Here is a 26,404-nt window from a genome sequence, read left to right on the forward strand (position 1 = left end):
AAACTTTTTATGTAGTCTAAAAATAAGATAGCGTTTATTTCGTTTTTCAATTGAATTCAAATTCCAATCAGTATCAATCTTAGTTTTCTTAACTTTGCAAATCATTATTGAAATTAGTAAAATGCATAAAGCAGGATTTGTAAATATCGTAGGGAAGCCCAATGCGGGGAAATCTACACTCCTTAATGAGTTGATGGGAGAGAAGTTAGCGATTGTAACTCAAAAAGCTCAGACTACAAGACATCGTATTTTCGGGATGTATAACGAACCGGATTTGCAGATTGTTTTTTCTGACACACCAGGTGTACTGGAACCCAAGTACGGATTGCAGGAGAAAATGATGGATTTTGTAAAGGATTCTTTGCAGGACGCAGACGTATTTTTGTACATCATTGATTTGAGTGATAAGTCGGAGCCTTCCGAATTTTTGATTGATAAATTGAATAAAATTCCGGTTCCTGTTCTTATTTTGCTCAACAAGGTGGATTTAATCGACCAAGAAAAGCTGAATGAAGCTGTTGAATTTTGGCATGCAAAAATTCCAAAAGCTGAAATTTTACCGATTTCAGCACAAGAAAAACTCAATACAGATTTGATTTTACCAAAACTGAAATCACTGCTTCCAGAGAATCCTCCATACTATGACAAAGAGATGTGGACGGATCGACCAGAGCGATTTTTCGTAAATGAGGCTATTCGCGAGAAGATTCTTTTGAACTATGATAAGGAGATTCCGTATTCGACTGAAGTTGTAACTGAGCAGTTTAAAGAAAAAGAAGGCATTATTTTTGTAGATTCGATAATCTATGTAGAGCGAGACTCTCAGAAGGGGATTATTATTGGACATCAAGGAAGTGCGATAAAGAAGGTCGGGACAGAAGCTCGTTTGGATTTAGAAAAATTTTTTGGAAAGAAAATTCATCTCAATTTGTTCGTTAAAGTGCGAAAAGATTGGCGAAAAAACGATCGAGACTTGAAAAATTTCGGATATCGATAAAATTTAGTTTAAATTTTGTGATTTTTTAATTTAGATAAAATAATTACTTTTACTGAAAAATGATTGTATGAGTATATTTACCTCCACCAAGAGTAATGCTTTGTTTACGGACATAGCTTTGTTTCTAGCACGTGTTTTTGTCGGTGTCTCAATGATTACGCACGGTTACCCCAAATTAGAAATGCTTATGAAAAGCAAAGGAAAGATTGAATTTTTCGATTTTTTGGGTTTAGGTGCTGATATTTCTTTGTATTTGACCGTTTTTGCAGAGGTGGTATGTTCATTCTTTTTATTTTTGGGGCTTTTCACAAGATGGGCGTCTTTTTTCCTTTTTGTGACCATGTTAGTTGCGGGATTAGTTGTGCATGGAGCAGATGCTTTTGATAAGAGAGAGATGGCTTTGCTATATATGTTTTTCTATTTAATTTTCATTGCGTTGGGTCCTGGTAGATTTTCAGTAGATGGCATGATTGAGAAGAAAGAGAGAAAGGCACGTTGGTAAAAGTGATTTGTAAAATATTAGGTAGAAAAGAAGTCTTTCTAGGCTTCTTTTTTTTGTTTAGAAGATTTGATACTTTTGTAGTCTCGCTTAATAGTTAGCTGATTGGGAAACTAGATGAGGTTGATTTGTTTACTGTTATTATTTTCTATATTATTTCTAATGGTCTATAATTTTATAATCTTAAAAGCTTATATTAATTGTTAATAAGTGAATTGACTTATATTTTTATTTAATAAGTATTTTTGCTTATATTTGCAGCATGATTGCGGTAATCACTGGAGATATCATAAACTCCCAAAAAACCAATACAGAAATTTGGTTACAAAAACTAAAATCACTCCTCGGAAGCTGGGGAGAATCTCCTGCGGAATGGGAGATATATCGTGGCGACGAATTTCAATACAAATGCAATATTGATGATGTTTTTTGGAAAATAGTTTCCATTAAATCTCACCTCAAATCCTTCGATAATCTGGACGTAAGACTGGCAATTGGCATTGGAGATGAGGTTTTCACCTCGGAAAAAATCACAGAATCTAATGGTTCGGCTTATGTTAACTCTGGAAGATTGCTTAACGAAATAAAATCCGACGGAAGAAATCTTGCCATCAAGACCCCTAATGAAGATTTGGATAAAGACCTTAACATGTTGTTCAAATGGGTATCTTTGGATTTTGATAATTGGACGGTCGTTTCAGCTGAAATTATCGAAATTTTTGTAAAAAATCAGTCTCAAAATCAGGAGCAAGTTGCACAACAGCTCAATATATCTCAGTCATCGGTGAGCCAAAGACTGAAGAGAGCCAACTATGATTTGGTTTTGGAAACAGACAAGTACTTCAGAAAAAAAATAGCCACTTTATAGATGATGATTTTCTTTCCACTCATATTGGCACATTTACTTGGAGATTTTATCTTACAGCCAAGTTCGTGGGTTGCCAACAAAGAAAGAAAAAAGGTCAAAAGTCCTTACCTCTATTGGCATGTCCTTATCCATACTGGTTTAGCTTATTTATTTTTATGGAACTTAGATTGGTGGTGGATGCCACTTGTTGTTGGTGCGTCTCATTTTATGATAGATGCGTCGAAACTTCATTTTCAGAAGAGCAACAACAAGAGGAGGTGGTTTTTTATTGACCAACTTCTTCACTTAGCTATTATTATTGGATTAACGCTTTCCGCAACTGAAGTTGATTTTGAAAAACTTCATTCGGTTGAATTTTTAAAAATAGTCACCGCTTTGGTATTTTTGACTACACCAACATCAATGCTTATCAAGATGTTACTTTCTACTTGGACGCCAGTGACTTTGGACCACAGTAAGCTGAAAACGGAATCATTGACCAATGCCGGAAAATATATCGGAATCCTCGAACGTCTTTTGGTCTTCACCTTTATTATGATGGGACATTGGGAAGGAGTAGGATTTATGATTGCTGCAAAATCGGTTTTTAGATTCAGTGATTTGGCAGAAGCCAAACAAAGGAAATTAACAGAATACGTATTAATAGGGACTTTACTAAGTTTTGGTCTCGCAGTTTTAACAGGAATATTAGTTACAACATAATCATATTAAATTTATGGAAAAAGGGGAAATGCTTTACGAAGGGAAAGCCAAACAAATCTACGCTACCGAGAATCCGGAGGAAGTGATTGTTAAGTTCAAAGACGATGCAACGGCTTTCAATGCTCAAAAGAGAGGACAGTTTGATCGAAAAGGAGAGATGAATAATGCTATTACAACTCTGATTTTCGAATATCTTAAAGAGAAAGGGATCCCAACGCACTTCATCAAGCAACTTAATGATAGAGAGCAATTGGTAAGAAAAGTGGACATTATTCCTTTGGAGATGGTGGTTAGAAATTATGCAGCGGGAAGCATGGCTCAGAGATTGGGCGTTGAAGAAGGTATTAAATCTCCTGTAACCATCTTTGATATTTGCTACAAAAAAGACGAATTGGGGGATCCATTGATTAATGATTATCATGCAATTTTTCTTGGAGCAGCAACTCAGGAAGAGTTGAAAGAGATGTATGATTTGACTGGGAAGATTAATGAAATTTTGAAAGAACTTTTTGATAAAATCAATATTATTTTGGTCGATTTCAAAATTGAATTAGGTAAGACTTCTGATGGTCAAATTATCCTTGCTGACGAAATTTCTCCGGACACATGCAGACTTTGGGACAAAGATACCCTTAAGAAGCTGGACAAAGACCGATTCCGAAGAGATTTGGGAGAAGTTACCGAGGCATACGTAGAAATCTACGATAGATTGAAATCTGTACTTTAAAAAAAGAAATACTTCAGCACCGGCATTTATGAAGAATGTAGAACAACAAAAGAAAGAATATTTACAACAGTTCAAGGAAAGACCTTACGGACGCAATCTATTTCGTACCAAAGAAGAGGAAAAGATAGATGCACCTAATGAAGAGTGTGGAATTTTTGGATTATATTCTGACACAGACACGGATACTTTTTCGCTGTCTCAATTCGGGCTTTTTGCACTGCAACATCGTGGTCAGGAAGCATGCGGAATTACTGTAAGCAACCAAGGGAAGATCTTTAACTACAAAAGTGAAGGTCTTGTATTGGACGTTTTCAAAGACATCCATGAACCAGAAGCCTTTATGGGAAATAGCGTCATTGGTCACACAAGATATACCACAGCCGGAGATAAAAGAAGATATAATTTTCAACCTTTTTTTGCCAAAAACGAGTACGACCAAATTATTCTTTCCATTGCTCATAACGGAAACTTAACCAATGCAGGGAAATTACGAAAAGAACTTGAGGATGAAGGGGTAGTTTTTAAAGCAACTTCTGATTCGGAGGTGATTTTGAGATTGATTCAGAAAAATTTGGATTTAGGACTGCGTGGAGCAATCAAAGCTACAATGGAAAAAATTGAAGGAGCTTATTCGGTAGTAGGAATTACCAGAAATAAGTTCTTTGCCTTCCGTGATCCCAATGGGATTCGTCCTTTGATTTTGGGAGCAATTAACGAGAAGACCATGGTGGTAGCCTCGGAATCAGCTGCATTAGACGCAGTTGGTGCGCAGTATGTTCGTGATATTTTGCCAGGGGAAATAGTTTATACTGGTGAAAACGAGACTGGATTACAAAGTTTTATGGCTACGGAAAATTGCGAAAAAAGATTATGTGCATTTGAGTACATCTATTTTGCACGTCCTGACTCTGATTTGGAGGGAATTAACGTTCATGAAATTAGAGAAAAGTCAGGAGAAAAAATTTGGGAACAAGCGCCAGTTGATGCGGATATTGTGATTGGAGTTCCGGATTCGGGAGTTCCGGCTGCTATTGGCTTTTCCAAAGCTTCAGGAATTCCTTTTCGACCAGTTTTAATTAAGAATAGGTATATTGGAAGAAGTTTTATTGTTCCGTCTCAGGAAATGCGAGAAAGAATTGTGAATCTTAAATTAAATCCAATTATCAGAGAAATCAAAGATAAACGCGTGGTGATTATCGACGATTCTATTGTTCGTGGGACGACTTCCAAAAGATTGGTTAAGATATTGAAAGATGCAGGCGTTAAGGAAATACATTTCCGCAGCGTTTCGCCTCCGATTATTGCCCCTTGTTTCTTGGGAATCGATACGCCTTCGAAAGATGAATTGATTTCTGCAAACATGACAACTGAGGAGTTAAGAGACTATCTTGGAGTTGATTCTTTGGAGTTTCTGAGCATCCCGAATTTGATTGAGATTCTTGGAAGTTCTAATCATTGTTTTGGATGTTTCACAGAGAAATACCCAGTTAATAAAGGAGAAGAGGTAGAGCTGTTTTAGAGCTTGCTTGTCATTCTTTTGCTCAAAAAATAAATTTTTTAAGTATTTCGAAATTAAATATTCAACCCTTTCAGAGTATAAATTCTGAAAGGGTTTTTTAACTGTATTTGTTACTTTTATTTTAGGGATAGCAATATTTTTCAATACTTTAGTATAAGAAAAATAGTTGATTTGGTTTTTATAGCTACTAATCAATGATATAAAGCTTATAACTGCAAAATGAAAGTAAAAATTACAATGCTCGATGTCAAAGACGGAGACGCCATTATTATCGAATTATTTAAGAAAGAAAAAACATTGGTAATGGTAGTTGATGGGGGAAATACGATGTTTTATGAGATGAAAATGAAGCCAAAACTTCAAAAAATTTTGAAATCACATCGGAAGAAGGCTCCAGATGTTGTAGTCTGCACGCATTACGATAGCGATCATATTGGTGGATTGATTCCCTTGCTTTGTGATTATATTGATGAAATAAAGGAAGTTTGGGTACATAAGACACCGAAACTTATAGAAGGTTACATCGAAAAAGCCAAAAAGCTGAAGTCATCACACGAAAAATTTGAAGTGGATTTATCTACAACCAATTTAGCAGTTGGTTTGGAGAGCAGTAATTTTTTTCCTTCCAAAGAAACTCTCGATGACACTGCAAACTTGGTACTTGAATCTTTACCTCAGCTGAAAAGGCTGATTGATTTGATTCCCGCATCAAAGTTGAAACAAGTTTTCCATGATCAAAAGCCTTTATCAGATTGGCCAGAAATTAAGATATTAGGACCCACCAAAAAATATTTTGACTCGCTTTTTCCGCCAAAGAAATCTTTTGAAGAATTTGTAACTGAATCAACTATGGAATCTTTATCCTATGAAATTGGTAATACCCAATTTTTAGAAATAGATAAAGTTAATCCTTGTGATAAACTGAAAACGGAGCAAGAAACGCATTTGACAGCACCTAATAAAGCAAGTATTATTTTTGTAATTGATTGTGATAAGAAGAGATATCTTTTTACAGGAGATGCCGGAATCGAATCCTTCAAAGCAATTCCTGCCTGGGAATCAGAACTTAAGAATCTCTATTTTTTGAAAATTCCACATCATGCAAGTGATAACAATATTTCCAGAGATTTGATCGAGGTAATGCAACCGATATATGCTTATAATTCTGGTAACAGACATCAGGATGATGCGGTATTGCAATGTATATTCTCGAAAAAAAGGAGCAAGGAAGTTAAATCCACCAAAGAAGAAGGAGATCTATTTTTTGAATAATTGAAATACTATTTTGAAAGTTGAATTTTAATCGAGAATAGTCATTTCAAATCCAAGGATTAAATTGTTTCACCTTCAAAATATTTGATTTTTGCAAGAAAAATTGGTGTTATTGCCTTATTTTACCTCAGCGATAGATCTTACCATGCATTATTTTTTAATTTAATCCTCTATAAAACTCAATCATTTCAAGAATTTCTTCAAGAGAGCAGGTACAATTGATTTTTGATGCACCGATTTTCGAAATCAAAGAAAAATTAATCTGACCAGAAAAATTCTTTTTATCACTTAACATCAATTGGATTATCGCTTCATCACTGAAGTTGTCAATGGGCTGATAAGGGAAGAATCTTAAAATTTGACTATTAATTTCATACAGTTCTTCCGTTGTAAGACCAGCTTTCTTCGCGGAAAGATAAGATTCTGCGAGGATTCCCATGGCTACAGCTTCTCCATGAGGAATAGGATTTCCATTTTTTAGATATAGGCTTTCTAGCGCGTGTCCAAAAGTATGTCCAAAGTTGAGAGATTTTCTAATGTTTTGTTCTTTAAAATCAATTTCAACTACATGTTGTTTAATTTCCATAGACCTTTTTATCATTGGAGTAAGATTTTCCACAGAGATCTCTGAAATCGAAATCAGATCCTTCCAATGATTGATGTCTGCAATCAGTCCATGTTTCAGCATTTCTGCAAATCCACTTCTTAATTCGTTATAAGGAAGCGTTGTAAGGAAATTTGGATTCACAAAAATCATTTCTGGTAGGGCAAAACTCCCGACCATGTTTTTTAGGAAGTGAAGATCAATACCAGTTTTTCCGCCCAAAGAAGCGTCGCACATAGCTAAAAGCGTTGTGGGAATATGGACAAAATCTATTCCTCTTTTGTAGGTAGAAGCTACAAAACCTCCCATATCTGTAATAACGCCACCTCCAAGATTGATTAATAATGCGTTGCGATCCGCTTCGAATTCGGCCAAAATTTCCCATAATTGCGTTGCGGTTTCGATATTTTTCATTTCTTCACCGGCTTCAATTTCAATAATCTCAAAAGGAATATCGATTTCCAGGTTAGGAAGCAAGCTCGGAAGGCAATATTCATGGGTGTTTTCGTCAACAAGAATGAAGATTTTGCTTACTTTTTTCTGTGCTAAAAACTGATTGATTTGAGTGAAATCGGAGTCCAAAAAAGAAATCATATATTAATTTTTGACAAAAATAAAGCTTTTCTTTTTCAAAAATGGGGTTACAAAGTAAAGATAAATCGTAAGAATCGGACATCTTTAATTATCTTTGCAAAAATTTAAATAAATGAGCAGAGATAGAGAAGGTTCCGGAAAACCAAAAAGACCGAGAATTTCCAGGTCAGGTAATTCAGGAAGTTCACGTTCGGACAACTCTGGAAGTTCACGTTCCAACAGAATTGAAAGAGGAGACAGGAATGAGAGAACGGATAGAAATGACAGAGGTGAAAGAAGTGGAGGAAAGACTTTCGATGCCCGCAAAAAATACGAAAAAGGAAATCTGAAATACGGAAAACCGCTTTCTGATGACGAAAGAAGAGAGGAGAGAACCAAATCCTTCGTTCAGAAAAGAAAGTTTCAAAAAATTGAAAAAGAAGCTAGCAAAGATACTATCAGATTGAACAAGTATATAGCTAATTCTGGTATTTGTAGCAGGAGAGAAGCGGACGATTTGATCAAGCAAGGATTGGTGGAAGTTAACGGAAAGGTGGTAACCGAAATGGGTTATCAGGTTCAGAAAACTGACAAAGTAGTTTTTGACGGTCAATCCATTACTCCTGAAAAACCAGTTTATGTGTTGCTTAACAAGCCAAAAGGTTACATTTCCACCACCAAGGATGAGAAGATGAGAAAGACCGTGATTGACTTGGTTGCTAATGCTTCTCCGTATCGTCTTTTTCCAGTTGGAAGGTTAGACAGAAGTACAACTGGTGTTATCTTGTTAACCAATGATGGGCATTTGACTAAAAAATTGACACATCCAACTTTTGATGTCAAGAAAATTTATCATGTTACTTTGGATAAAAAGTTGGCGAGAAGCGATATGGATGCAATTATTGAAGGTATTCGTTTGGAGGAGGGAATCGCAGTTGTAGATAGAATTTCTTATATCGATGGAAAACCTAAAAACGAAATCGGAATCGAGATCCACATTGGATGGAATCGTGTCATCCGAAGAATTTTCCAACGATTAGGTTACGAAGTAGAAATGCTTGACCGAGTAATGTTTGCGGGTCTTACTAAAAAGAACATTAAGCGAGGGCATTGGAGAATCCTCACGGAATTAGAGGTTAACAATCTTAGGATGTTATAATATATGCTAATATGTTCAAACCAAAAATAGTTGTTATTTTTTAGAAAAAAATATTGACAAACTTTGATGTTGATTGGAAGAAGGTTTTAACTCTGCTTAGGAGTGGATTATTAGTACCTCTTATGCGATCGATGTGATAAATTATAGTTAAGGATGGCAAAAACCATCCTTTTTTTTGTGAAAAATAATGGAACAGCTCAATGTGTCAAAGAGACTAATTGCTGTTTTTCAATTTTTATGAAAGAATACAATCATATCAACTTGATACATACAGCTTTTTGGTTAAAGGAAAATACCTTTTTGACAATCAATATCTTCCTTTTCAAAAGTATGGTATTTTTCGTTAGCGAGAACTCTAGAAGTATCAATCAATTCAAAAGTTCTCTTATTCAATTTAACCTTTTTAAATCACTGCCAAACAGTGGAGTTTCCAAAAATTCACATCCTGTTTCAAACTTTTGATACACAAAAGACCAAACTATGTTCAACCTCCGAATATCACAAGACTATCTACTAAAAGATTAGATCTTTTTTACGGATAATCTTGAGTACTACTTTCTTATCATCACAAGCTATCTAAAAGTTTAATTTTTTAGACTTTATTAAGAAATTAGTTTCTGAGTCACTAATTGGACTTGATAGTAAAAGTTTTGTATTTAAGACATTTGAGGATCGTCCTTTTTATATCAGTTTGATCGGTTTCTATTGGAAGCAAATGGCTTATTGATGTAATAATTTTTTTATAAAATACATGTTAAATAACATTTTTGCTTATAATATTATTTGAAACCATAATATAAATAAATATTATTCCCAATAATATTAAAAAACAATTAAATATTTATATTATTTATATTATTTATATTTCTATTTATATATTGTTGAATTTTTGTCAATAAATTATATCTTTGTTGCCTAAAATAGAAAAGCAGAAATGAAAAAAACAAAAAAATGCTGGAATTTTCTCCAAGGAATTTTCCTATACAATCTTATATTTTTATTGAGTGTTGGTTCGGTTAAATCCCAACAAGTAACATACTCTTATACTGGGTCTTCAATTACCCAGATTTCAACGGGCAATATTAACGAAGGAATAAAGATCATTTTTACCGATCAGGATATTGTCAATAACTTTTATACATTGGGAGAAAATACAATCTATCTTTTTGCGGGTGTAGAAACACAAAATGATGCATCGAATACTTGGGAATATACACAAGGTGATATTAACACTACGAGTACTCTTGTACCTATGATTTTGGATATATCGGACCCAACTAGTAACACTGCATCCAACACTTATTCTGTTGTACTGTATCCTAAAAATTTTTTCACCAGCATTCCTAACGGAACTTCGGTATATGGAATTCATTTTCTCATTAGGAATCAATTTGGTGTTGGCGGAAATAACCAAACACAAAATATGTACATCAATTTGGCTGATGCAGTTTTTTATAATTACTGTACAGGTGGAGAGAAGGATAATTATGGTGATTATGATTGCGATGGGGTTATTAACGAGAATGACGCAGATGATGACGACGACGGGATTTTAGATGGTGTCGAATGTGTTAGAGCCGCAGCAGAATTTGGGGGGACTTTTGGTACGGCGACAAGTAGATCTCAAACGAGTACAAGAAATTTGCAAACCCCTGTTACTGGGATGTATGTTTATCAGCCTATTATTACTACTCCACCAGCAGCTACGCAAGCAGCAGCAGGAAGATACGCTGTAGTAAGTGGATATTCTGTACGGTATTGGCATAGTGGTTGGACAGGATCGGTTGGACATACTACAGGTACACCAGATGATATGTTTTTGGCTATTAATGGAAGCGATAGGGAAGGGTCATTTTTTACGCAGTCCTTTTATTTGCAGGCAGGCTCTAGTTACAATTGTGGATTTTGGGCTCAGAATGGAGTTGTTTCTCCGGGTTTTCCATGTCATCTAGCCGCTGAAGTTAGTTTTGGAGGATCAGTTGTTGCGTCAATTGATACAGGTGTAATGTCTTCGGGAAATGGAACGACTCGTTCTCCTTGGATTAATGCCAATGGAACTTTCTTGGCTGCAGCATCGGGAATTTACACTTTCAGAATTTATAATATTTCTCGAGAGCTTAGTGGTAACGACTTTTCAATTGATGATATTTACTTTAATAGAGTAGGAGGTTGTATTGACAATGATGGTGATGGTATTGTAAACTATTTAGACTTAGATAGTGATAATGACGGTTGCCCCGACGCGTTAGAAGGAGATGAAAATGTGACACGTGCGATGTTAGTAAAATCTACAAAAATACCTGGAGGTAACGGTGTAAATCCAACAGTAGCGCCAACATCTGGAACATACAACAAAGCTGTGCTATATAATTTAGGAAACTCATCTGTTAATATTGATGGTGTGCCTACTGCTGTTAATTCTAGTGGTGCCGCAGATGTAGGTAGCGATGAGGGACAAGGAATAGGTAACTCCGTAAACCCTTCTGTTAATGATTGTATTTGTTATAACAATCCAAACATTAGTACATCAGGAATTGATAGCAAGCATGGAATTACCCTATTAAAAAAAGCGGGAGCCGACAATGGAAATTGGCCTTTGAAAAGAAAATCTGCACATACGGTATTAGAATCTAATACCAAAGGCTTGGTAATCACTAGGATGTCTAAAATTGATATACTGGGACAGACTTCGCCTTCTGTTATTCCTTCTAAAATTACGAATCCTGTCGAAGGAATGATGGTTTATGACACCACGGATAAATGTTTAAGAATCTACGATGGAGTTTCTTGGGGATGTTTTGACACACCTTCTTGCCCATAATTACTTATTAGAGAAGTCAACTTTCAAAAAAACAAAAATGAAAAAGTTATTATTTTCCATTGCAATATGGGTTTCATCCATTGCATATTCACAAGTTATCATTGGTAATGCAATAGGTACAGCTTCCGACAAAACTTCGGTACTATTAGAATTTGCCAATACCAATAACAAGGGAATTATCCTACCTTACCTTAGAAATCTTCTTTCCACACCTACGGAAGGAACTTTAGTGTTGGATGCTAGAGATCCAACTGCGGCCCGTGTTAAGTATTACAAAGGAAATTGGTTCGATTTAAGTGGACAAGATGCCAATGTTTCTTCTGTATTAGAAACCCAACCAGATAATGTCAATGAAACTGGAGCTAAAACAATTATAGGCTCTGATACCAGTATTGCAGATGGTGTTTTGGTCTTAGAGAGCTCAACAAAGGCTATGGTCTTACCAGTAGTGGACAATACAAATAATATTCCTAGTCCCAGTCCTGGAATGATGGTGTATATTAATAAAGCAGGAGCCAAGCGTCTTGCAGTATATAATGGAAGCAAATGGAGTTATTGGGAACCACAATGGACCGATAAATAACTCAAGTCCGAGTTTTTTTTGGATACATAAATAAAAAATTAAGGTAGGTTTTAAAGCGAAAAACCTACCTTTTTTATTTATTTATGTGCAATTATTTTTTTTACAAAGTAGTCAAAAAAAATAATTGGAGCTTTTAAAAAATATATCATGAATTTTTTGTCAAGTATTTCAAGTTTGTAAAAGCCTTCAATCAAGTGCATTTAAAGTCAATATGAAAATCGGTTTAAACTGAAAAACGTCTAATTCTAAAACAAAAACGGAAGCAAAACCGCTTTTGCTTCCGTTTAATCAAGTGTTTTAGTCCTTATATCTACTTTATTTTTATTAGAACAAGACAATTGTTATCGTCATTATTTTCTAACAAAACTATGTACATCTTCTTCAGAAACAGGATTACCACCAAGAATGATCAGTCTTTCAACTACATTTCTTAATTCTCTGATATTACCTGTCCACGAAAATGCTTCCAAAGCTTTAATTGCATTAGGGTCAAAGACTCGTGCCGCATTTCCTTGTTCTTCGGCAATTTGTTTCGCAAAATGCTTAATTAAAATCGGAATATCGTCCTTCCTTTCATCCAATGGTGGAACATATATTTCTATCACTGATAGTCTATGGTAAAGGTCTTCTCTGAATCTTCCTGCTTCAATTTCTTTTTGCATATTTTTATTGGTTGCGGCAAGAACTCTTACATCGACCTTAATCTCTTTATCACTTCCAACAGGTGAAACTTTGTTTTCTTGTAAAGCTCTAAGTACTTTGGCTTGAGCAATTAAGCTCATATCTCCAATTTCGTCCAAAAAGATGGTTCCTCCATTGGCTAATTCAAATTTTCCTTGTTTGTCTTTAATAGCTCCGGTAAAAGAACCTTTAACATGTCCAAAAAGTTCAGATTCAATAAGTTCAGAAGGGATTGCCGCGCAATTAACTTCAATCATTGGACCTTTGCTTCTATTACTTTGAGCATGGATGGAATGAGCAACCAGTTCCTTTCCAGCGCCATTGGGACCAGTAATCAAAACTCTTGCATCAGACTCTGCAACTTTGTCAATCATTGCTTGTATCTTCTTGAGACCAGTGCTTTCGCCAATCATTTGATATTTTTTGTTGACTTTTTTCTTAAGGGTTTTGTTCTCAGTCTGAAGTTTTCCTTTATCTAAAGCGTTTTTTACACTAGTAATCAATCGGTTAATGTCAATTGGCTTTGATATGAAATCATAAGCACCTTCTTTAAGACAACTTACGGCAGTATCGATGTCAGCATGTCCAGAAATCATCACAAAGTTAGATTCTGGTTTGATTTGCATCGCTTGTTTTAGTAATTCTGTTCCAGAAAGTTTAGGCATTTTAATGTCGGAGATAACCAATTCGAAGTCATTTTTTTCAATTTGTTTAAAGCCTTCTAAACCATCCTCTGCAATGACAAATTCGTAATTTTTCAGTTCATCCGAAAGTATGTTTTCTAGAACTCCTGAAATTGCTTTTTCGTCCTCAACAATAAGAATTTTCTGCATATTGTATTTGGTTTTATAGATTTTTAATTTTTATTATTCTGCAAGTTATTAAAATTTAATGAAATTTTGGGTACAGCGAAACTATTAATAGTTTCGTTCACCAAAAATCGCTGAGCCAATTCTTACGGAATTAGCACCGCATTCTATGGCGGTCATGTAATCGCCACTCATTCCCATAGAAAGTGTTTTAAGAGGATGAATTGAAGAAAGCTCATCATATAATACTTTTAGTTTTGAGAATTCGCTTTTTACCTGAGATTCATTGTCTGTAAAGGTTGCCATCCCCATTAAACCTATTATTTTGATGTTGGGGTATTGTCCTGATAACCAATCATTTAAGATTTCTTTAGCTTGATTTTCTTCAAGACCAAATTTGGTATCTTCTTCTGCAATTTTGACTTGCAGAAGTACTTTGATTTGACGATTATGCAAAGCTGCTTGTTTGTTGATTTCTTGTAAAAGTTTTGCAGAATCTACACTCTGGATTGTATCGACAAATTCGGCAATGTACTTTACTTTATTAGTCTGCAAATGTCCGATGAGATGCCATTGGATATCTTGTGGAAGGAGGTCTTTTTTTTCCAATAATTCTTGAACTTTGTTTTCTCCAAAAACTTTGATTCCAGCATCATATACTGTCTGTATGCTTTCAACTGATTGAGTCTTCGATACAACAACTAAATTGCAATTATTAGGAATTTGATTTAAAATTTTTTCCAGATTGTTTTTTATGGAGAATGATTGCATAGATAAAGAAAAGGGGTTTTTCCTGTTTTACAGGTGTCAAAGATAGAATATTTTTGTATAAACAAGAATTAAAAAAAAGCACATTATGAAGACTCTACAAGACCATCTGATTTCTGCACAACAAGCAAATCAATTACAGGAAGAACATAACAAGAAAAATTACGTTTTTATAAATGATCATCGTGATCCTAAGGCGCCTGATGCTTTAAGAGCAATTTATGATTTGGAAATAATTCAGGATTATCTTAATTATGTCAGAGTGGAAGCTCAAAAGAAAGGAGTAACCAATGTTAAGCTCTCGATTAATTTCGGTCAATATCCATTAGAAAATTTTGATAGCCGGTTGGACCCTAATTTTAAGGGATATCAGACGGTATTGATTTCTCCAGAAAATGATGCCCTCACTGATTTGGACTCCTTAGATTTTGGGAACATGTGTCCCCCATACTAGTATCATGTAAAACGTAATTATGACGATAATTGGAAATATTTTTTTAGCAATTTATATAATAACCCTAATTCTACTTTTAGCATATAGAAAAAAACTTGGAGAGCATGTTGGATTAGTAATTCTTTCATTTGCAATCACTTTTATTATAGAAATAACTGCCACAACTTTAAATTATTTTGGAATTGTTAAAAATAGTACATACTTATACTCTATAGGTATCATTACGGTTGTTTTTGGTATTTATTTTCTGTACTTTATCAAACAAGTATCCAACTACAAAAGTCGAAGAATCTGTATTTTACTGTTTATAGGACATTTGATTAACGTAATCACTTCTTTCTTTATTGATCAAACTTTTCTCACCCAATATCCAATCATAACAAGTATTATTAGTATTGGATTATTGTTAATCTGCATCGCAATTTTTTTGAGGGATCTTTTTAATTCTGACGAAGTTTTAAGATTAAGAGGTTTTTTTCCATTTTGGTTTGCCATCTGTATCGTTATTATATATGTTGGTACTATTCCTCTATTACTATTTGTTCCTAAAAATATATTTACAAGGCTAGAATTTCAGATTATCATGCTTTGTATTAACATGGTAGGCTACTCTGTATTGATTTCTGGTATTTTTTTAGCAAGTTGTAAAAAAAATGGTAAATTTATAAGGTGAATCATATTACCTTGCTTATTATAGTGTCAATTATTGTCATCTTATTAATAATATTGGTGATGGTATTGGTATATGTTGGATTTGTTAAAAAGAAATCAAGCTTAATATTAGAGAGACAAAATCAAGAAAGGATTTTTCAGCATGAGTTGGCAACAACGCAGATTGAAATCAAAGAACAGACTTTGAGTAATGTTGGTCGAGATTTGCATGATGATATTGGACAAAAACTTTCTGTTGTAAGGTTGATGAATAACAGGCTAATACAAAAGCTCTCGGGGGAAGAAAAACAGAATCTTGAGGAAATAAATGAATTGATTGGTGAAAGTATTCAAGATATTCGAGATCTCTCCAAAACTTTCATTTCAGAGCAGGTTGAACATTTTGGATTAATAGACTCTTTAGAATTTGAAGTAAAAAGACTCAGTAAGTGCAGTCTAGTGAAGCCTTCGCTGACCTTCAATAATCATGATATCGATATCAATTCGAAGCATGCTTTGATTTTATTTCGAATAATTCAGGAAAGCATGAGCAATGTTTTGAAACATTCTAGAGCAAAGGAACTGGTGATAGATATTCAGGATACGGAAAGTCAACTAGATATCACAATTTCCGATGATGGAGTAGGATTCAACAATGTAGGTATAAAGAGCGGTAGTGGTCTCAAGAACATGATTAATCGAGCACAGTTAATTAATGCCGATTTCAGAATATTTTCTAAAGAAAAAGTAGGAACAAAAATCAGAATAAAATATCATAAACCTTAAAATAATGAAACCAATTGATGTTGCAATTGTAGATGACCACCTTTTGGTGTCTAAAGCGATAGAGGATATGATTTCCGCAAATCCAAACTATAAAGTATGCCTTAACGCTTCTAACGGTGAAGAATTACTTTATCAATTAGATAGAGCCGTTTCTTATCCAGAAGTTATTCTTATGGATGTCAATATGCCTTACAAAAACGGAATAGAAACTACTGCAGAACTGACTGAGAAATATTCCGACATCAAAGTAATAGCTTTGACCATGGATGATGATGAAAAAACAATCATAAAAATGTTGAAGGCTGGTGCTAAAGGTTATTTATTAAAAGATATGTCTCCCAATATTCTCTTTGAAGCCATTGATACCGTTTATAAGAAAGGCTTCTTTTATACAGATATGGTGAGTCAAAGCTTAATGAAATTTAAGTCAGAGGAAGCGACAACCCAAAAACTAATCGATGAGTTTCGTGATAAGGAAATCGAATTTATGAAATTAGCTTGCAGTGAACTTACCTATAAAGAAATTGCAGACAAAATGTTTTTGAGCCCCAAAACTATTGATGGATACAGAGATAGTGTATTCATGAAGTTAGGTGTCAAGAGTAGAGTAGGAATGGTTTTGTTCGCAATGAGAAACAATATATGCGAAGCATAAGAAAAAGGGGGATTTTCCCCTTTTTTAGCATTATCCAGATAGATACCTTTGCTATGCTTTCTATTTTAAATGACACTTTAAAAAAAGTGGACAAAACACGAAATGATGTAAACGATTGGTTCCAAGTTAATTTGGAGCCAATTTTTATTTACGGTGTTTTTCCCCTTTTATAATTTCATATAACCTTTTAACTTTGTTAGAGAAAAATATCATAATTACATTTAGTTTTTTTCAAATAGAGTTTTTATAGAGGTCTGCTTTGCAATTGCAAAGCAGACTTTTTTATTTCATATTGCGAAAAGACTAATCTAATACCTCATTAATTTTAGGGTAATCTGAAATCTTCTTGAATTGAAAACGTTTGGTTTTTTGAAGTCCTGCAATAAACAAATCCAATTCTTTCACAGAATTTTCATCAGTAAGGTATTGGTCATGGGTGAGGAATACCAAATGTCTTGAAGTTTTTTCCAAATCGTTGAAGAAAATGCTATCCACTTTTTTCAGCATATCTTTATGATTACTTTTTAGTGTCATATTGTTATTGGGCTTCCATTCGAGATCCCATCCAATCACCTTGTATCCAGCTTTCTGTAGTCCGTCAGCGGCAGCAGTAGAGGATTTGATGTCTGTAGAGTTGACATTGTTAATTCGCCAGATATTTCGACCAGGAGTTCTGGCAATGTTACTTGATAATTTCAAGCTATCTTTAGCCTCATCAAAGTCATGAATAACCAATTCGGGATTTTTATAATACGTAGAATATTTATTGTTAGCGTGTGAATAGGTATGATTGGCTAATTCGACCAAAACATCATCTTGCAGTTTTTTGAATTCTTCCTTTTGTTTTTTGGTGCCATATACATGTTGTCCAACAACAAAAGCGGTTATTGGAACATTTCGATTATGGGCAATCTTCATCAAATTTTCGGTTCCTTTATTTGGGCCATCATCAAATGTTAGATAAATAGTTCTTCGATTATCAATATCTTTTGAAATACTGTCAGATTTTGTGACATGTTTTTGTTCAAGTTTTGCGGAGTTGGAGCCATCGCTGTCGCTTATGTCATCTTTTTGACTCTTCTTTTTGTTACAGCTATTCAAAATAAAAGCGACAGAACTCATCAAAACTGTTGCACCTAATAAAGCCAAAACACTTGACTTTCCCGCAAAATTTGTCTTCATAAAAAATTAAAAGAATTTAATGTTAAAAAATGTTAAATTAATGTTAATGAAATATCAAAATTTGTACCAAATTAATTTCTGTAACGTTTTGTCAGTAATTTTATTAAACTGTAAATCAGTATTTTATTATGTTAAATTTCAACTTTCTGAATTTTAACATTTAAGTTATTAAAATATATCGTAATATTGCAATATGATAATTGATATTAACGCTTTTAATAAATCTAATATCTAATATCTAAAGTTTAACATCAATGTTTGACTTCTAACTTCTAACATTTAAAATTAAATATGGGAATTTCCAAAACAGAACAATTTACAGAGCATCAAAACGAGATGGCGCAATTGATGAAAGCTTTGGCTCATCCGGCGAGAATAGCTATTGTAGAATATTTACTTTCAGTTGACTCTTGTATTTGCAATGATATTGTTGACGAAATTGGGTTGGCTCAACCTACTGTTTCACAACATTTGAAGGAATTGAAGAACGTCAACATTATTAAAGGAGAGATTGAAGGAAAGTCCATTTGCTACTGTATTAATCCTTTAACATTGAAAAAAATGGAGAGCTTTCTTCAGAATATTTTTAAAATTATAGATAAACAAAACGCTTGTTGTGAGTAGATTTTAGAAGAGAGAGTAAAGAACAAAGAAACAAGAGCCAAGAGCCGAGAGCCAAGAACCACTTTCAATCCATTCCTACTTACCATCTAAAATCTAACATCTAACATCTAACATCTAACATCTAATCTCTACTACCTACTACCTAATCCCTAAAACCAAAAAAATATGGAAACTAACGAACAAATCAAAGAAATGGTGAAGCAAAAATATTCTAAAATTGCTTTACAAGACAAAGAAACTAATGTAATTTCTTGCTGTGGAAGCGGAGGTTGCAGTGAAGAAGTTTACAACATTATGACTGATGATTATGACCATTTAGAAGGTTATAATCCAGATGCAGACCTTAAATTAGGATGTGGACTTCCAACAGAATTTGCGAAAATCCAAAAAGGGCAAGCTGTTGTTGATTTAGGAAGTGGAGCAGGAAACGATTGTTTTGTTGCTCGAGCGGAAACTGGAGAAACAGGAAAGGTAATCGGAATTGATTTTACCGAAGCCATGATCGATAAGGCAAGAGCTAATGCAGAAAAGCTTGGATATAATAATGTAGAGTTCCGTTTGGGAGATATTGAAAAAATCCCGATGACGAGCAATGTTGCGGATGTTGTAGTAAGCAACTGCGTGATGAACTTGGTTCCAGACAAGCTGAAAGCTTTTTCGGAAGTTCATAGAATCTTAAAAGTTGGAGGGCATTTTTCAATTTCAGATATCGTTTTGGTAGGTGAAGAACTTCCTGAAAAAATAAAATCTGCGGCTGAAATGTATGCAGGTTGTGTTGCGAGCGCCATTCAGATGGATGATTATTTGGGAATTATTAAAGAAGTTGGTTTCAAGAATATTACCATTCAAAAGAAAAAACCAATTATCGTTCCTGATGATATCTTAAAAAATTATTTGAACGACGAAGAAATCGAATTTTATAAGAATTCAACCACAAGAATTTTCAGTATCACCGTTTTTGCAGAAAAAGGTGAGTCTTGTTGTAGCCCAGAATCAGGCTGTTGTAATTAATGATTGAAAATGTATAAAGCGCTTCAAAAAACCATCCACGAAATTTTAGAAATCAAGATTTCTGAGGAAAGGCAAGTGGTTTTAAAACCATTAATTGAATATATTCAGGCAAAGAAAGATGCTGGTGAGAACATTTTGCTCAACTTTATTTGCACCCATAATTCAAGAAGAAGTCATTTGTCGCAAATATGGGCTCAGATCATGGCAACTTATTGTAGAGTGAAGAATGTTTATTGTTTTTCGGGAGGGACAGAAGCAACAGCACTTTTTCCTAAAGTATTTGAAACGCTACAAAAGCAAGGTTTTGAAGCGATGAAAATCTCGGAAACGGAGAATCCAGTTTATGTTTTTAAGCTTTCAGAAAAGGAGTTGCCGATGATTGCATTTTCTAAAAAGTACAATCATCTATTCAATCCTCAATCGGATTATGGAGCCGTTTTAACTTGTGATTCAGCGGATGAAAATTGTCCTGTTGTGATGGGAGCCGAAGCACGCTTTCCTGTAAAATATCAAGACCCCAAAGTTTCAGATGGAACCCCAGAAATGGATTCGGTCTATTGGAACAGAAGCATTGAAATTGCATCGGAGATGCATTTCATTTTTTCAAATATCAAATAAAGGAAACGCTCAACAAAAGTTGAGCGTTTTTTTCATTTTTTTATTGTAAAAAGATTGCAATTTATTGCTACTTTAATCTAACAAAGAAGGAGTATTTTGGGATATCAAACCTTTGAATTCCATATCCATTGGTTGAGGGATAAGATGAATACAATTCCATTTCGTTTTTGGTGACATCAATACTTTTTACAATTCCGCAATGTCCCCACGTTTCAGTCCAAAATTGTACAAAATCACCTTCACACACTTTATTTTTATCAATAGGTTTGCCAATACCTTTTTCAGTTAAGGCATAGTAAACACCTTTTGGAATGGAAGAATCGTTTTTCAATAAGTCTTGAATACTATCATTTGTAATAATTCGGATTCTTTTTTTGTCAATTTCATCCAACGGTTGAACTTTTTCTAAAACTTGTATCACCAATTCTGTACAAACTGCTTTTTCGTAAGTAGGGGAAATGCTAGGACCATACTTTTTGACAGTCTCAACAACTTTTCTATTTTTGGCTGGAATTTCGATTACTTGTGTTTTGACCGTTTTCGCCGATGATTGAGAATTACCCTTCTTCTCATTACAGCCGAATATAATGAGAGAGAAAATGATATATTTTAGGATTCTTAATTGCAATTTAAATTTTTTCTTTTGCCAGTAGGATATGAGCCAAATGATGACGACAATGCCATGCGTAGATTCCGATATTTTCGATAAGCAAAATCGTTTGATTGTTTTCAGGATGGACAAAGCTTTTCTGATAATCCGTTTCGCTCATGGATTCTAAGACTGCAACCCAACGTTCGTGAGTGCCTTCTAACATCTTCAAAGCTGGCTGAATGCTGATGTTTTTAGAATCAGGAAGTTCTGCCCAAAGTCCTTCTTCATAAGGCTTAATCACGGGGTTATTCTCCGTTAATGCTAATTTGAGCCGTATAAAACTGTTAATGTGACTGTCAGCGCAGTGATTGACTACCTGTCTAATGCTCCAACCATTTTCGCGATACGGTGTATCTAGCTGAATGTCATTAAGATTATCGACTTCGTCACGAAGTCTTTTTGGAAAGGATTTGATGATTTCGATACACGAAGCAATGTAGTTTTGCTCTAAAGTTTCAGGTTTTTGAAATCTTCCAATAGGATATTTCAGATGTTCTTGGGCGTCTTTCATGGTTAGTTTTTTTATTAATTTAATACTTCGAATTTACTAAAAAAATAAAGAATCCCCGCGAAGAGATTCTTTATCAATTATTTTATTTCGTTACAAACTAGAAAATGCACTCTGTTTTGTATTTTTCCAAAGCATCTTTTAGAAGCTCAACACTTCTAATCAAATCTTCTTCTTTTAGTACATAAGCAATTCTTACTTGCTTTTTACCAAGTTCTGGATTGCTGTAGAAACCACTCATTGGGGCTACCATTACAGTTTCATTATTAAGAGAATATTTTTCTAATAACCACTGCGCAAATTTGTCGCTATCATCTACTGGTAATTCTGCAACGCAGTAAAAAGCTCCTTTTGGTTTAGGACAAATAACTCCTGGAATACCATTCAATAAGTCCACCAAAAGATTTCTACGATGAGTGTACTCTTTTCGTACATTCATGATGTATTCTGCATCATTATGGTGAGCTGCGGTCGCTGCAATTTGTCCCAAAAGTACCGGGCTCAATCTTGCTTGAGCAAAGAGAATTGCGGCATCATGAATCTTCTTAGAGCGAGTAATCATACAACCAGTTCTAGCACCACACATGGAGTATCTTTTGGATTCGGAATCGATAATAATTACATTTTCTGCAGCTTCTGAATATTCTAACATCGAAATCTGCTGTTTTCCGTCATAGACATACTCACGATAAACTTCGTCTGAAATAATGACGATGTTATGTTTAAGAGCAATTTCAGCTAGTTTTTTTAATTCTTCATGGGTATAAAGATAACCGGTTGGGTTCCCTGGATTACAAACAATAATCGCACGAGTTTTGTCCGTGATTTTCTTTTCGAATTCTTCAATTGCTGGTAAAGCAAAGCCTGTATCAATAGAAGAAGGAACAGCTACGACATTAATGTTAAATGTCCCTGCAAATCCATTATAATTAGCATAATAAGGCTCTGGAATTATAATCTCATCTCCATCATCACAAAGCGTTGAAATAGCAAAATTCAATGCTTCTGAACCACCGTTGGTTACGATAAAATTATCGGTAGTCAAATCCGAAAAACCTAAACCATGATAATAATCTCTAAGCGCTGTTCTGTACTCAATATTTCCTTCAGAAAGTGCATATTCGAATATTTTGAGATGATTGTTTTTAACAGCATCTAATGCAGTTTCAGGAGTTTCTATATCAGGCTGTCCGATATTAAGGTGATAGACTTTGATTCCTTTTTGTTTTGCTTTGATAGCAAATGGAACCAATTTTCGAACAGGTGATGCAGGCATGTGCTGCGCTCTTTGAGAAATTTTTGGCATTAATTAAGTTTTAAGTCTTGCAAAAGTAAGGAAATCAAATAAAATTTTTGTTACTTTTAAACCCAAATTCTTGAAGCCATGCAAATACCCGCCAACAACATCGAGGACTATTTAACAAAAATACCTGAAGAAAGGAGAGAAGCGTTCGCTAAATTGGTGGAAACCATTAGACTCAATTTGCCTAAAGGTTTTACCGAGGGCATTCAATATTCGATGCCAGGATGGAATATTTCTCTTGCTGATTATCCTCCAGGTTATCATTGTACACCCAATACGCCACTTCCTTTTCTTGCTCTAGCCTCGCAAAAGAACTTTATTGCGGTTTATCACATGGGAATTTATGCAAAACCTGAATTGTTGGAATGGTTTCAAACCGAATTTCCCAAGCATTCTAAAAAGAAATTGGACATGGGAAAATCCTGTATTCGTTTCAAAAAGCCAGATGATATCCCTTTTGAGCTTATTGGAGAGCTTTGTCAAAAAATGATTCCAGAAGACTGGATTGCAATCTACGAGAAAAACTTAAAAAGGTAATTGCTATAACTTAATCAAATATTAGTGGTTATCAATAATTAAGGGTTCTAAAATTTAAATTGAATTCCCACCGATACTGTTCTTCCAGGTAAAGGTTTGAATCTAACATAATTATTTTGTCCCTCAACGATACTTCCTTCTTCGACTTCTGTTACAGCTAAGGTATCAAATATATTGTTGGCAGCAATGTTGGCTGACAAAGATTCTGTGATTGCAATACTCACAAAACCATTGACAATCATATATCCACGCATAATTAGCAAATCTGTGTCTTGAGCATAGGATTTGGTTTGACCGATGAAGCTTAGTGAAGTTGCGTTTTGTTTCTTTTTACCAAAATTAACTTTTGGAATAAAATTGTAGATCAAGTGAGGTTGTCTTCTCGGGGTATTTCCATCGTTGGTTCCAGAAACAATTTTGGCATCCGTCCATGTTGCTGCGGATCTAAAGCTCAGTATTTCATTAATTTTATAAAATCCTTCTAACTCCAATCCCATAGAACGATAGTTGTTCTCAATGATTTTGTTGGTTGTTGCTTCAAAACCCCCTTCTTCATTGGTTTTGGCGTAGAATACTGTTGCGAAGAATGCCCCTTTTTTAAAGCCTCTCTTGTACCCCAATTCAGCTTGAGTAATACCGTCGGAAGCGTGGGATTTATCTATATTGTAGTAATCCAAATCACCGAACAAAATACGATCTGCTCTCGCTGAAGCACCTTTGCTTATTCGAGAAAACACAGATTGATTCGCTCTAAATTGATAGTTGACACCTAGAGAATAGGAGAGATAGTTGTAATCATAATCAACGTATGTAGGATTTGCCTTATCAATTGCGATAACATTTTGCTCTGGAATGGAGACAAATGCGTCATTATTAAAATCATAAACCGTGGCTATCGGCCCTTCAACTGTACCTTTCACATGGCCAAAATCCATTCTAAGTCCTCCGTCAATAGTAATCTTTTTTGAGGGATTAAATGATGCGTTAATATAGGGAGCAGATACATTATACTTCATATCATAGTTCCTTTGACAGCAATCATTGGTGGAAAGTGTACCATAAGACAAAAGTCCATTGTCGGTGATGGGATTGTTGGAGGAATCAAATGCATTAATCAATCGTGCATTATCATCAGTAGCTTCTTGTATGTAGGTGTTTCGGTACCAGCTCATCGAAATATTTTGAAGAGATTTAAAGAAACCAAAGGTCAAATCGACTTTATTGAACGATTTAGAAAGTTTGAAATCATTCATGAAATTATTAAAATTATTGAGGTCTGCATCAAGCATACTGATTTTGGTCACAAGACTATTATTGGGAACAGCAGAGCCATCGGTAAATTTCAAAGTAGTTCCTGTCGCAAGCGAATTGGCAAAGTTGGTGGCAGTATTGACCGTTTCGGGATATGGCGCGATAAAGTATCCTTTGTTAAAAGAATATCGTCCCTTTTCAGAAATTTTCCAGTTTTTGCCAAGATTAAAAAGTGCTTCGACTCCAAAAGCTTTCGAGATTGGGTGAATTCCGTTGGTCAAATCACCGTGTCTAACTTCACCATTAGCTCCAAGTCCAATCGTTTCTGTTAGATTTGCAGTATGTAAGGCTCCTCTTGTTGCGCTAAAATCGGGTGCGCTTTGCCAATCAGGATCAGTATTACTTCCTGTCACCAATCCTGGAATCGGCATATAATTAACTGCTTTATCATCAAGAATTTTCGCATAAATTCTGATGCTTCCCACTTCAAACTCTTTAGTTAAATTGAATTTGAATTGTCCTCCGTCATTGCCTGTGTAACCAATATTTCGTACACCTTCACCTACTCTGTAAAATCCACCTGCATGAAGGTAGAGTCCTTCCGATAACTTTGTACCGTAATCGTAATCAGTTCGGAAAGTATTGTAATCTAATCCCACATTGGTAGCTAATAAGCCTCCTTTTTCTTTTCCTGTTTTGCTGATAAAGTTGATAATACCTCCAGAAGAATTCGATGATAGAATTGATGCAGAACCTCCTCTGATGGCTTCTATACGCTTCACATTAGCATCAAATCGGACATAGTTATCGGCGGTTGCAAAAGTGATATCTCCAAATAGCATAACAGGCAATCCATCTTCTTGTATTTGTACATATCTTGCACCTCCAGCAGAAATAGGAGCACCACGGACAGAGATATTGGCGTTACCCTCTCCTCCGGAAGACTCGGAACGAAATCCCGGAATTGTTCTAAAGATTTCTGCAGTAAATCTAGGAACAGATTCTAAAATATCATCTTGGTCCAGTGTTGTCACAGAGACACTTGATTTTAGCTTTGTGTTAGGACTAACAACCCCAGTAACGATGACTTCATCGATATAATGTACTTTTTCCTGTTTTTTTACCAGGAAAAAATTAATATTGACAGTTTGCTGATTAGTGATGGTGACTGTTTTTATCAAAGAATGAAAATCCTGATGATTTGTAACAATGGTGTAGGTGCCATCTTTCATTTTAGAGAAAGAAAAATCCCCATTTTCGTCACTTACAACAGATTCGGGACCTCCTTGGATTGAAACTCGGACTCCGCTAATTGGATTTTTATTTTCATTACTAATTTTCCCCGTGATGGCTTGTGCGATTCCCATTTGGACAGAAAAGACCATAAAAATGAAGAAGAGTGCTTTATTTGCAGTGTTTTTCATGAAGCTTTTATAGTTTTTAGTTTTACTTTCCTTGTAAAAATTTTCGAGAAGAATATGAGAGAGATATTCTGAGAAAATTTGTGTTTTATTTGTACTCTAAGATAGTGATAGTTAGATGATAAACAATAGAGTTTTTTGATAAATTGACTTTTGTTATAATTTATTT

At 34.7% G+C, this 26,404-nt stretch carries 26 protein-coding genes; 18 read left to right on the forward strand and 8 right to left on the reverse strand.

The window, feature by feature from the left end; genetic code table 11:
- The first annotated feature begins 121 nt into the window (after positions 1-121).
- From era to AC4AGG_RS08400, 7 genes are all read left to right on the forward strand, one after another.
- On the forward strand, positions 122-997 hold the full coding sequence (era, locus tag AC4AGG_RS08370) for a GTPase Era (RefSeq protein ID WP_489771540.1): 876 nt from the start codon (positions 122-124) through the stop codon (positions 995-997).
- A 67-nt stretch (positions 998-1,064) separates the two neighbouring features.
- Positions 1,065-1,499: a DoxX family protein gene (locus tag AC4AGG_RS08375; RefSeq protein WP_489771541.1), complete on the forward strand. Its 435-nt coding sequence runs from the start codon at positions 1,065-1,067 to the stop codon at positions 1,497-1,499.
- A 259-nt stretch (positions 1,500-1,758) separates the two neighbouring features.
- Positions 1,759-2,364: a SatD family protein gene (locus AC4AGG_RS08380; protein ID WP_489771542.1), complete on the forward strand. Its 606-nt coding sequence runs from the start codon at positions 1,759-1,761 to the stop codon at positions 2,362-2,364.
- 3 nt (positions 2,365-2,367) lie between these two features.
- On the forward strand, positions 2,368-3,066 hold the full coding sequence (locus AC4AGG_RS08385; RefSeq protein ID WP_489771565.1) for a DUF3307 domain-containing protein: 699 nt from the start codon (positions 2,368-2,370) through the stop codon (positions 3,064-3,066).
- A gap of 13 nt (positions 3,067-3,079) precedes the next feature.
- Positions 3,080-3,793, forward strand: a complete 714-nt coding sequence (gene purC, locus AC4AGG_RS08390; RefSeq protein ID WP_489771543.1) for a phosphoribosylaminoimidazolesuccinocarboxamide synthase — start codon at positions 3,080-3,082, stop codon at positions 3,791-3,793.
- A 28-nt stretch (positions 3,794-3,821) separates the two neighbouring features.
- Positions 3,822-5,312: an amidophosphoribosyltransferase gene (gene purF, locus AC4AGG_RS08395; protein WP_489771544.1), complete on the forward strand. Its 1,491-nt coding sequence runs from the start codon at positions 3,822-3,824 to the stop codon at positions 5,310-5,312.
- A 219-nt stretch (positions 5,313-5,531) separates the two neighbouring features.
- Positions 5,532-6,584 carry an MBL fold metallo-hydrolase gene (locus tag AC4AGG_RS08400; protein WP_489771545.1) on the forward strand — a complete coding sequence of 351 codons (1,053 nt, stop codon included), beginning with the start codon at positions 5,532-5,534 and terminating at the stop codon, positions 6,582-6,584.
- Between the two features lie 157 nt (positions 6,585-6,741).
- On the opposite strand, the gene aroB is transcribed toward AC4AGG_RS08400, so the two are convergent.
- Positions 6,742-7,782 (reverse strand): 3-dehydroquinate synthase, encoded by a 1,041-nt coding sequence (aroB, locus tag AC4AGG_RS08405; protein WP_489771546.1) that lies wholly within the window; start codon positions 7,780-7,782, stop codon positions 6,742-6,744.
- Between the two features lie 112 nt (positions 7,783-7,894).
- Between aroB and AC4AGG_RS08410 the strand changes: the two genes are divergently transcribed.
- The 3 genes from AC4AGG_RS08410 (at position 7,895) to AC4AGG_RS08420 (ending at position 12,324) form a co-directional block, all read left to right on the forward strand.
- Entirely contained in the window at positions 7,895-8,920 is a 1,026-nt protein-coding gene (locus tag AC4AGG_RS08410; RefSeq protein WP_489771547.1) for a pseudouridine synthase, read from the forward strand.
- 934 nt (positions 8,921-9,854) lie between these two features.
- Entirely contained in the window at positions 9,855-11,741 is a 1,887-nt protein-coding gene (locus AC4AGG_RS08415; RefSeq protein WP_489771548.1) for a phage tail-like protein, read from the forward strand.
- Positions 11,742-11,778: 37 nt separating this feature from the next.
- On the forward strand, positions 11,779-12,324 hold the full coding sequence (locus AC4AGG_RS08420) for a phage tail-like protein (RefSeq protein ID WP_489771549.1): 546 nt from the start codon (positions 11,779-11,781) through the stop codon (positions 12,322-12,324).
- Between the two features lie 350 nt (positions 12,325-12,674).
- Here AC4AGG_RS08420 and AC4AGG_RS08425 read toward each other — a convergent pair whose 3' ends face one another.
- Positions 12,675-13,838 (reverse strand): sigma-54-dependent transcriptional regulator, encoded by a 1,164-nt coding sequence (locus tag AC4AGG_RS08425; RefSeq protein WP_489771550.1) that lies wholly within the window; start codon positions 13,836-13,838, stop codon positions 12,675-12,677.
- Positions 13,839-13,922: 84 nt separating this feature from the next.
- On the reverse strand, positions 13,923-14,585 hold the full coding sequence (locus tag AC4AGG_RS08430; protein WP_489771551.1) for a YggS family pyridoxal phosphate-dependent enzyme: 663 nt from the start codon (positions 14,583-14,585) through the stop codon (positions 13,923-13,925).
- Positions 14,586-14,670: 85 nt separating this feature from the next.
- Between AC4AGG_RS08430 and AC4AGG_RS08435 the strand changes: the two genes are divergently transcribed.
- The 4 genes from AC4AGG_RS08435 to AC4AGG_RS08450 are packed head-to-tail and all read left to right on the forward strand — an operon-like array spanning position 14,671 to position 17,128.
- Complete coding sequence (locus tag AC4AGG_RS08435) at positions 14,671-15,036, forward strand: hypothetical protein (RefSeq protein WP_489771552.1); 366 nt, start codon at positions 14,671-14,673, stop codon at positions 15,034-15,036.
- 19 nt (positions 15,037-15,055) lie between these two features.
- Positions 15,056-15,709 carry a hypothetical protein gene (locus AC4AGG_RS08440; protein WP_489771553.1) on the forward strand — a complete coding sequence of 218 codons (654 nt, stop codon included), beginning with the start codon at positions 15,056-15,058 and terminating at the stop codon, positions 15,707-15,709.
- On the forward strand, positions 15,706-16,473 hold the full coding sequence (locus tag AC4AGG_RS08445; protein ID WP_489771554.1) for a sensor histidine kinase: 768 nt from the start codon (positions 15,706-15,708) through the stop codon (positions 16,471-16,473). Before AC4AGG_RS08440 ends, AC4AGG_RS08445 begins: the two co-directional genes overlap by 4 nt.
- Before the next feature lie 4 nt (positions 16,474-16,477).
- The gene (locus AC4AGG_RS08450) at positions 16,478-17,128 is read left to right on the forward strand and encodes a response regulator transcription factor (protein WP_489771555.1); all 651 of its coding nucleotides are present in this window, start codon (positions 16,478-16,480) and stop codon (positions 17,126-17,128) included.
- Positions 17,129-17,431: 303 nt separating this feature from the next.
- Here the strand turns inward: AC4AGG_RS08450 and AC4AGG_RS08455 are convergent, their stop codons facing one another.
- On the reverse strand, positions 17,432-18,310 hold the full coding sequence (locus AC4AGG_RS08455; RefSeq protein ID WP_489771556.1) for a polysaccharide deacetylase family protein: 879 nt from the start codon (positions 18,308-18,310) through the stop codon (positions 17,432-17,434).
- A gap of 291 nt (positions 18,311-18,601) precedes the next feature.
- On the opposite strand from AC4AGG_RS08455, the gene AC4AGG_RS08460 reads away from it, so the two are divergent.
- The 3 genes from AC4AGG_RS08460 to AC4AGG_RS08470 all read left to right on the forward strand — a co-directional run bounded on the left by AC4AGG_RS08460 (position 18,602) and on the right by AC4AGG_RS08470 (position 20,563).
- On the forward strand, positions 18,602-18,934 hold the full coding sequence (locus tag AC4AGG_RS08460) for an ArsR/SmtB family transcription factor (protein ID WP_489771557.1): 333 nt from the start codon (positions 18,602-18,604) through the stop codon (positions 18,932-18,934).
- Positions 18,935-19,099: 165 nt separating this feature from the next.
- Positions 19,100-19,945, forward strand: coding sequence for an arsenite methyltransferase (locus AC4AGG_RS08465; RefSeq protein WP_489771558.1), 846 nt, complete (start codon positions 19,100-19,102; stop codon positions 19,943-19,945).
- A gap of 9 nt (positions 19,946-19,954) precedes the next feature.
- Positions 19,955-20,563 carry a low molecular weight phosphatase family protein gene (locus AC4AGG_RS08470; RefSeq protein ID WP_489771559.1) on the forward strand — a complete coding sequence of 203 codons (609 nt, stop codon included), beginning with the start codon at positions 19,955-19,957 and terminating at the stop codon, positions 20,561-20,563.
- A gap of 67 nt (positions 20,564-20,630) precedes the next feature.
- Here the strand turns inward: AC4AGG_RS08470 and AC4AGG_RS08475 are convergent, their stop codons facing one another.
- The 3 genes from AC4AGG_RS08475 to AC4AGG_RS08485 form a co-directional block, all read right to left on the reverse strand.
- Positions 20,631-21,191, reverse strand: a complete 561-nt coding sequence (locus AC4AGG_RS08475; protein WP_489771560.1) for a hypothetical protein — start codon at positions 21,189-21,191, stop codon at positions 20,631-20,633.
- Between the two features lies 1 nt (position 21,192).
- A complete protein-coding gene (locus tag AC4AGG_RS08480) occupies positions 21,193-21,726 on the reverse strand; it encodes a YfiT family bacillithiol transferase (protein ID WP_489771561.1) in 534 nt (177 codons plus the stop codon).
- Positions 21,727-21,823: 97 nt separating this feature from the next.
- Positions 21,824-23,029: a pyridoxal phosphate-dependent aminotransferase gene (locus tag AC4AGG_RS08485; RefSeq protein WP_489771562.1), complete on the reverse strand. Its 1,206-nt coding sequence runs from the start codon at positions 23,027-23,029 to the stop codon at positions 21,824-21,826.
- A 78-nt stretch (positions 23,030-23,107) separates the two neighbouring features.
- Here AC4AGG_RS08485 and AC4AGG_RS08490 point away from each other — a divergent pair, with 78 nt between their 5' ends.
- Entirely contained in the window at positions 23,108-23,563 is a 456-nt protein-coding gene (locus AC4AGG_RS08490) for a DUF1801 domain-containing protein (RefSeq protein WP_489771563.1), read from the forward strand.
- Positions 23,564-23,610: 47 nt separating this feature from the next.
- Here AC4AGG_RS08490 and AC4AGG_RS08495 read toward each other — a convergent pair whose 3' ends face one another.
- On the reverse strand, positions 23,611-26,238 hold the full coding sequence (locus tag AC4AGG_RS08495; RefSeq protein WP_489771564.1) for a TonB-dependent receptor: 2,628 nt from the start codon (positions 26,236-26,238) through the stop codon (positions 23,611-23,613).
- Positions 26,239-26,404: the final 166 nt, after the last annotated feature.

The organism is Chryseobacterium sp. CG10_8, assembly GCF_058117085.1.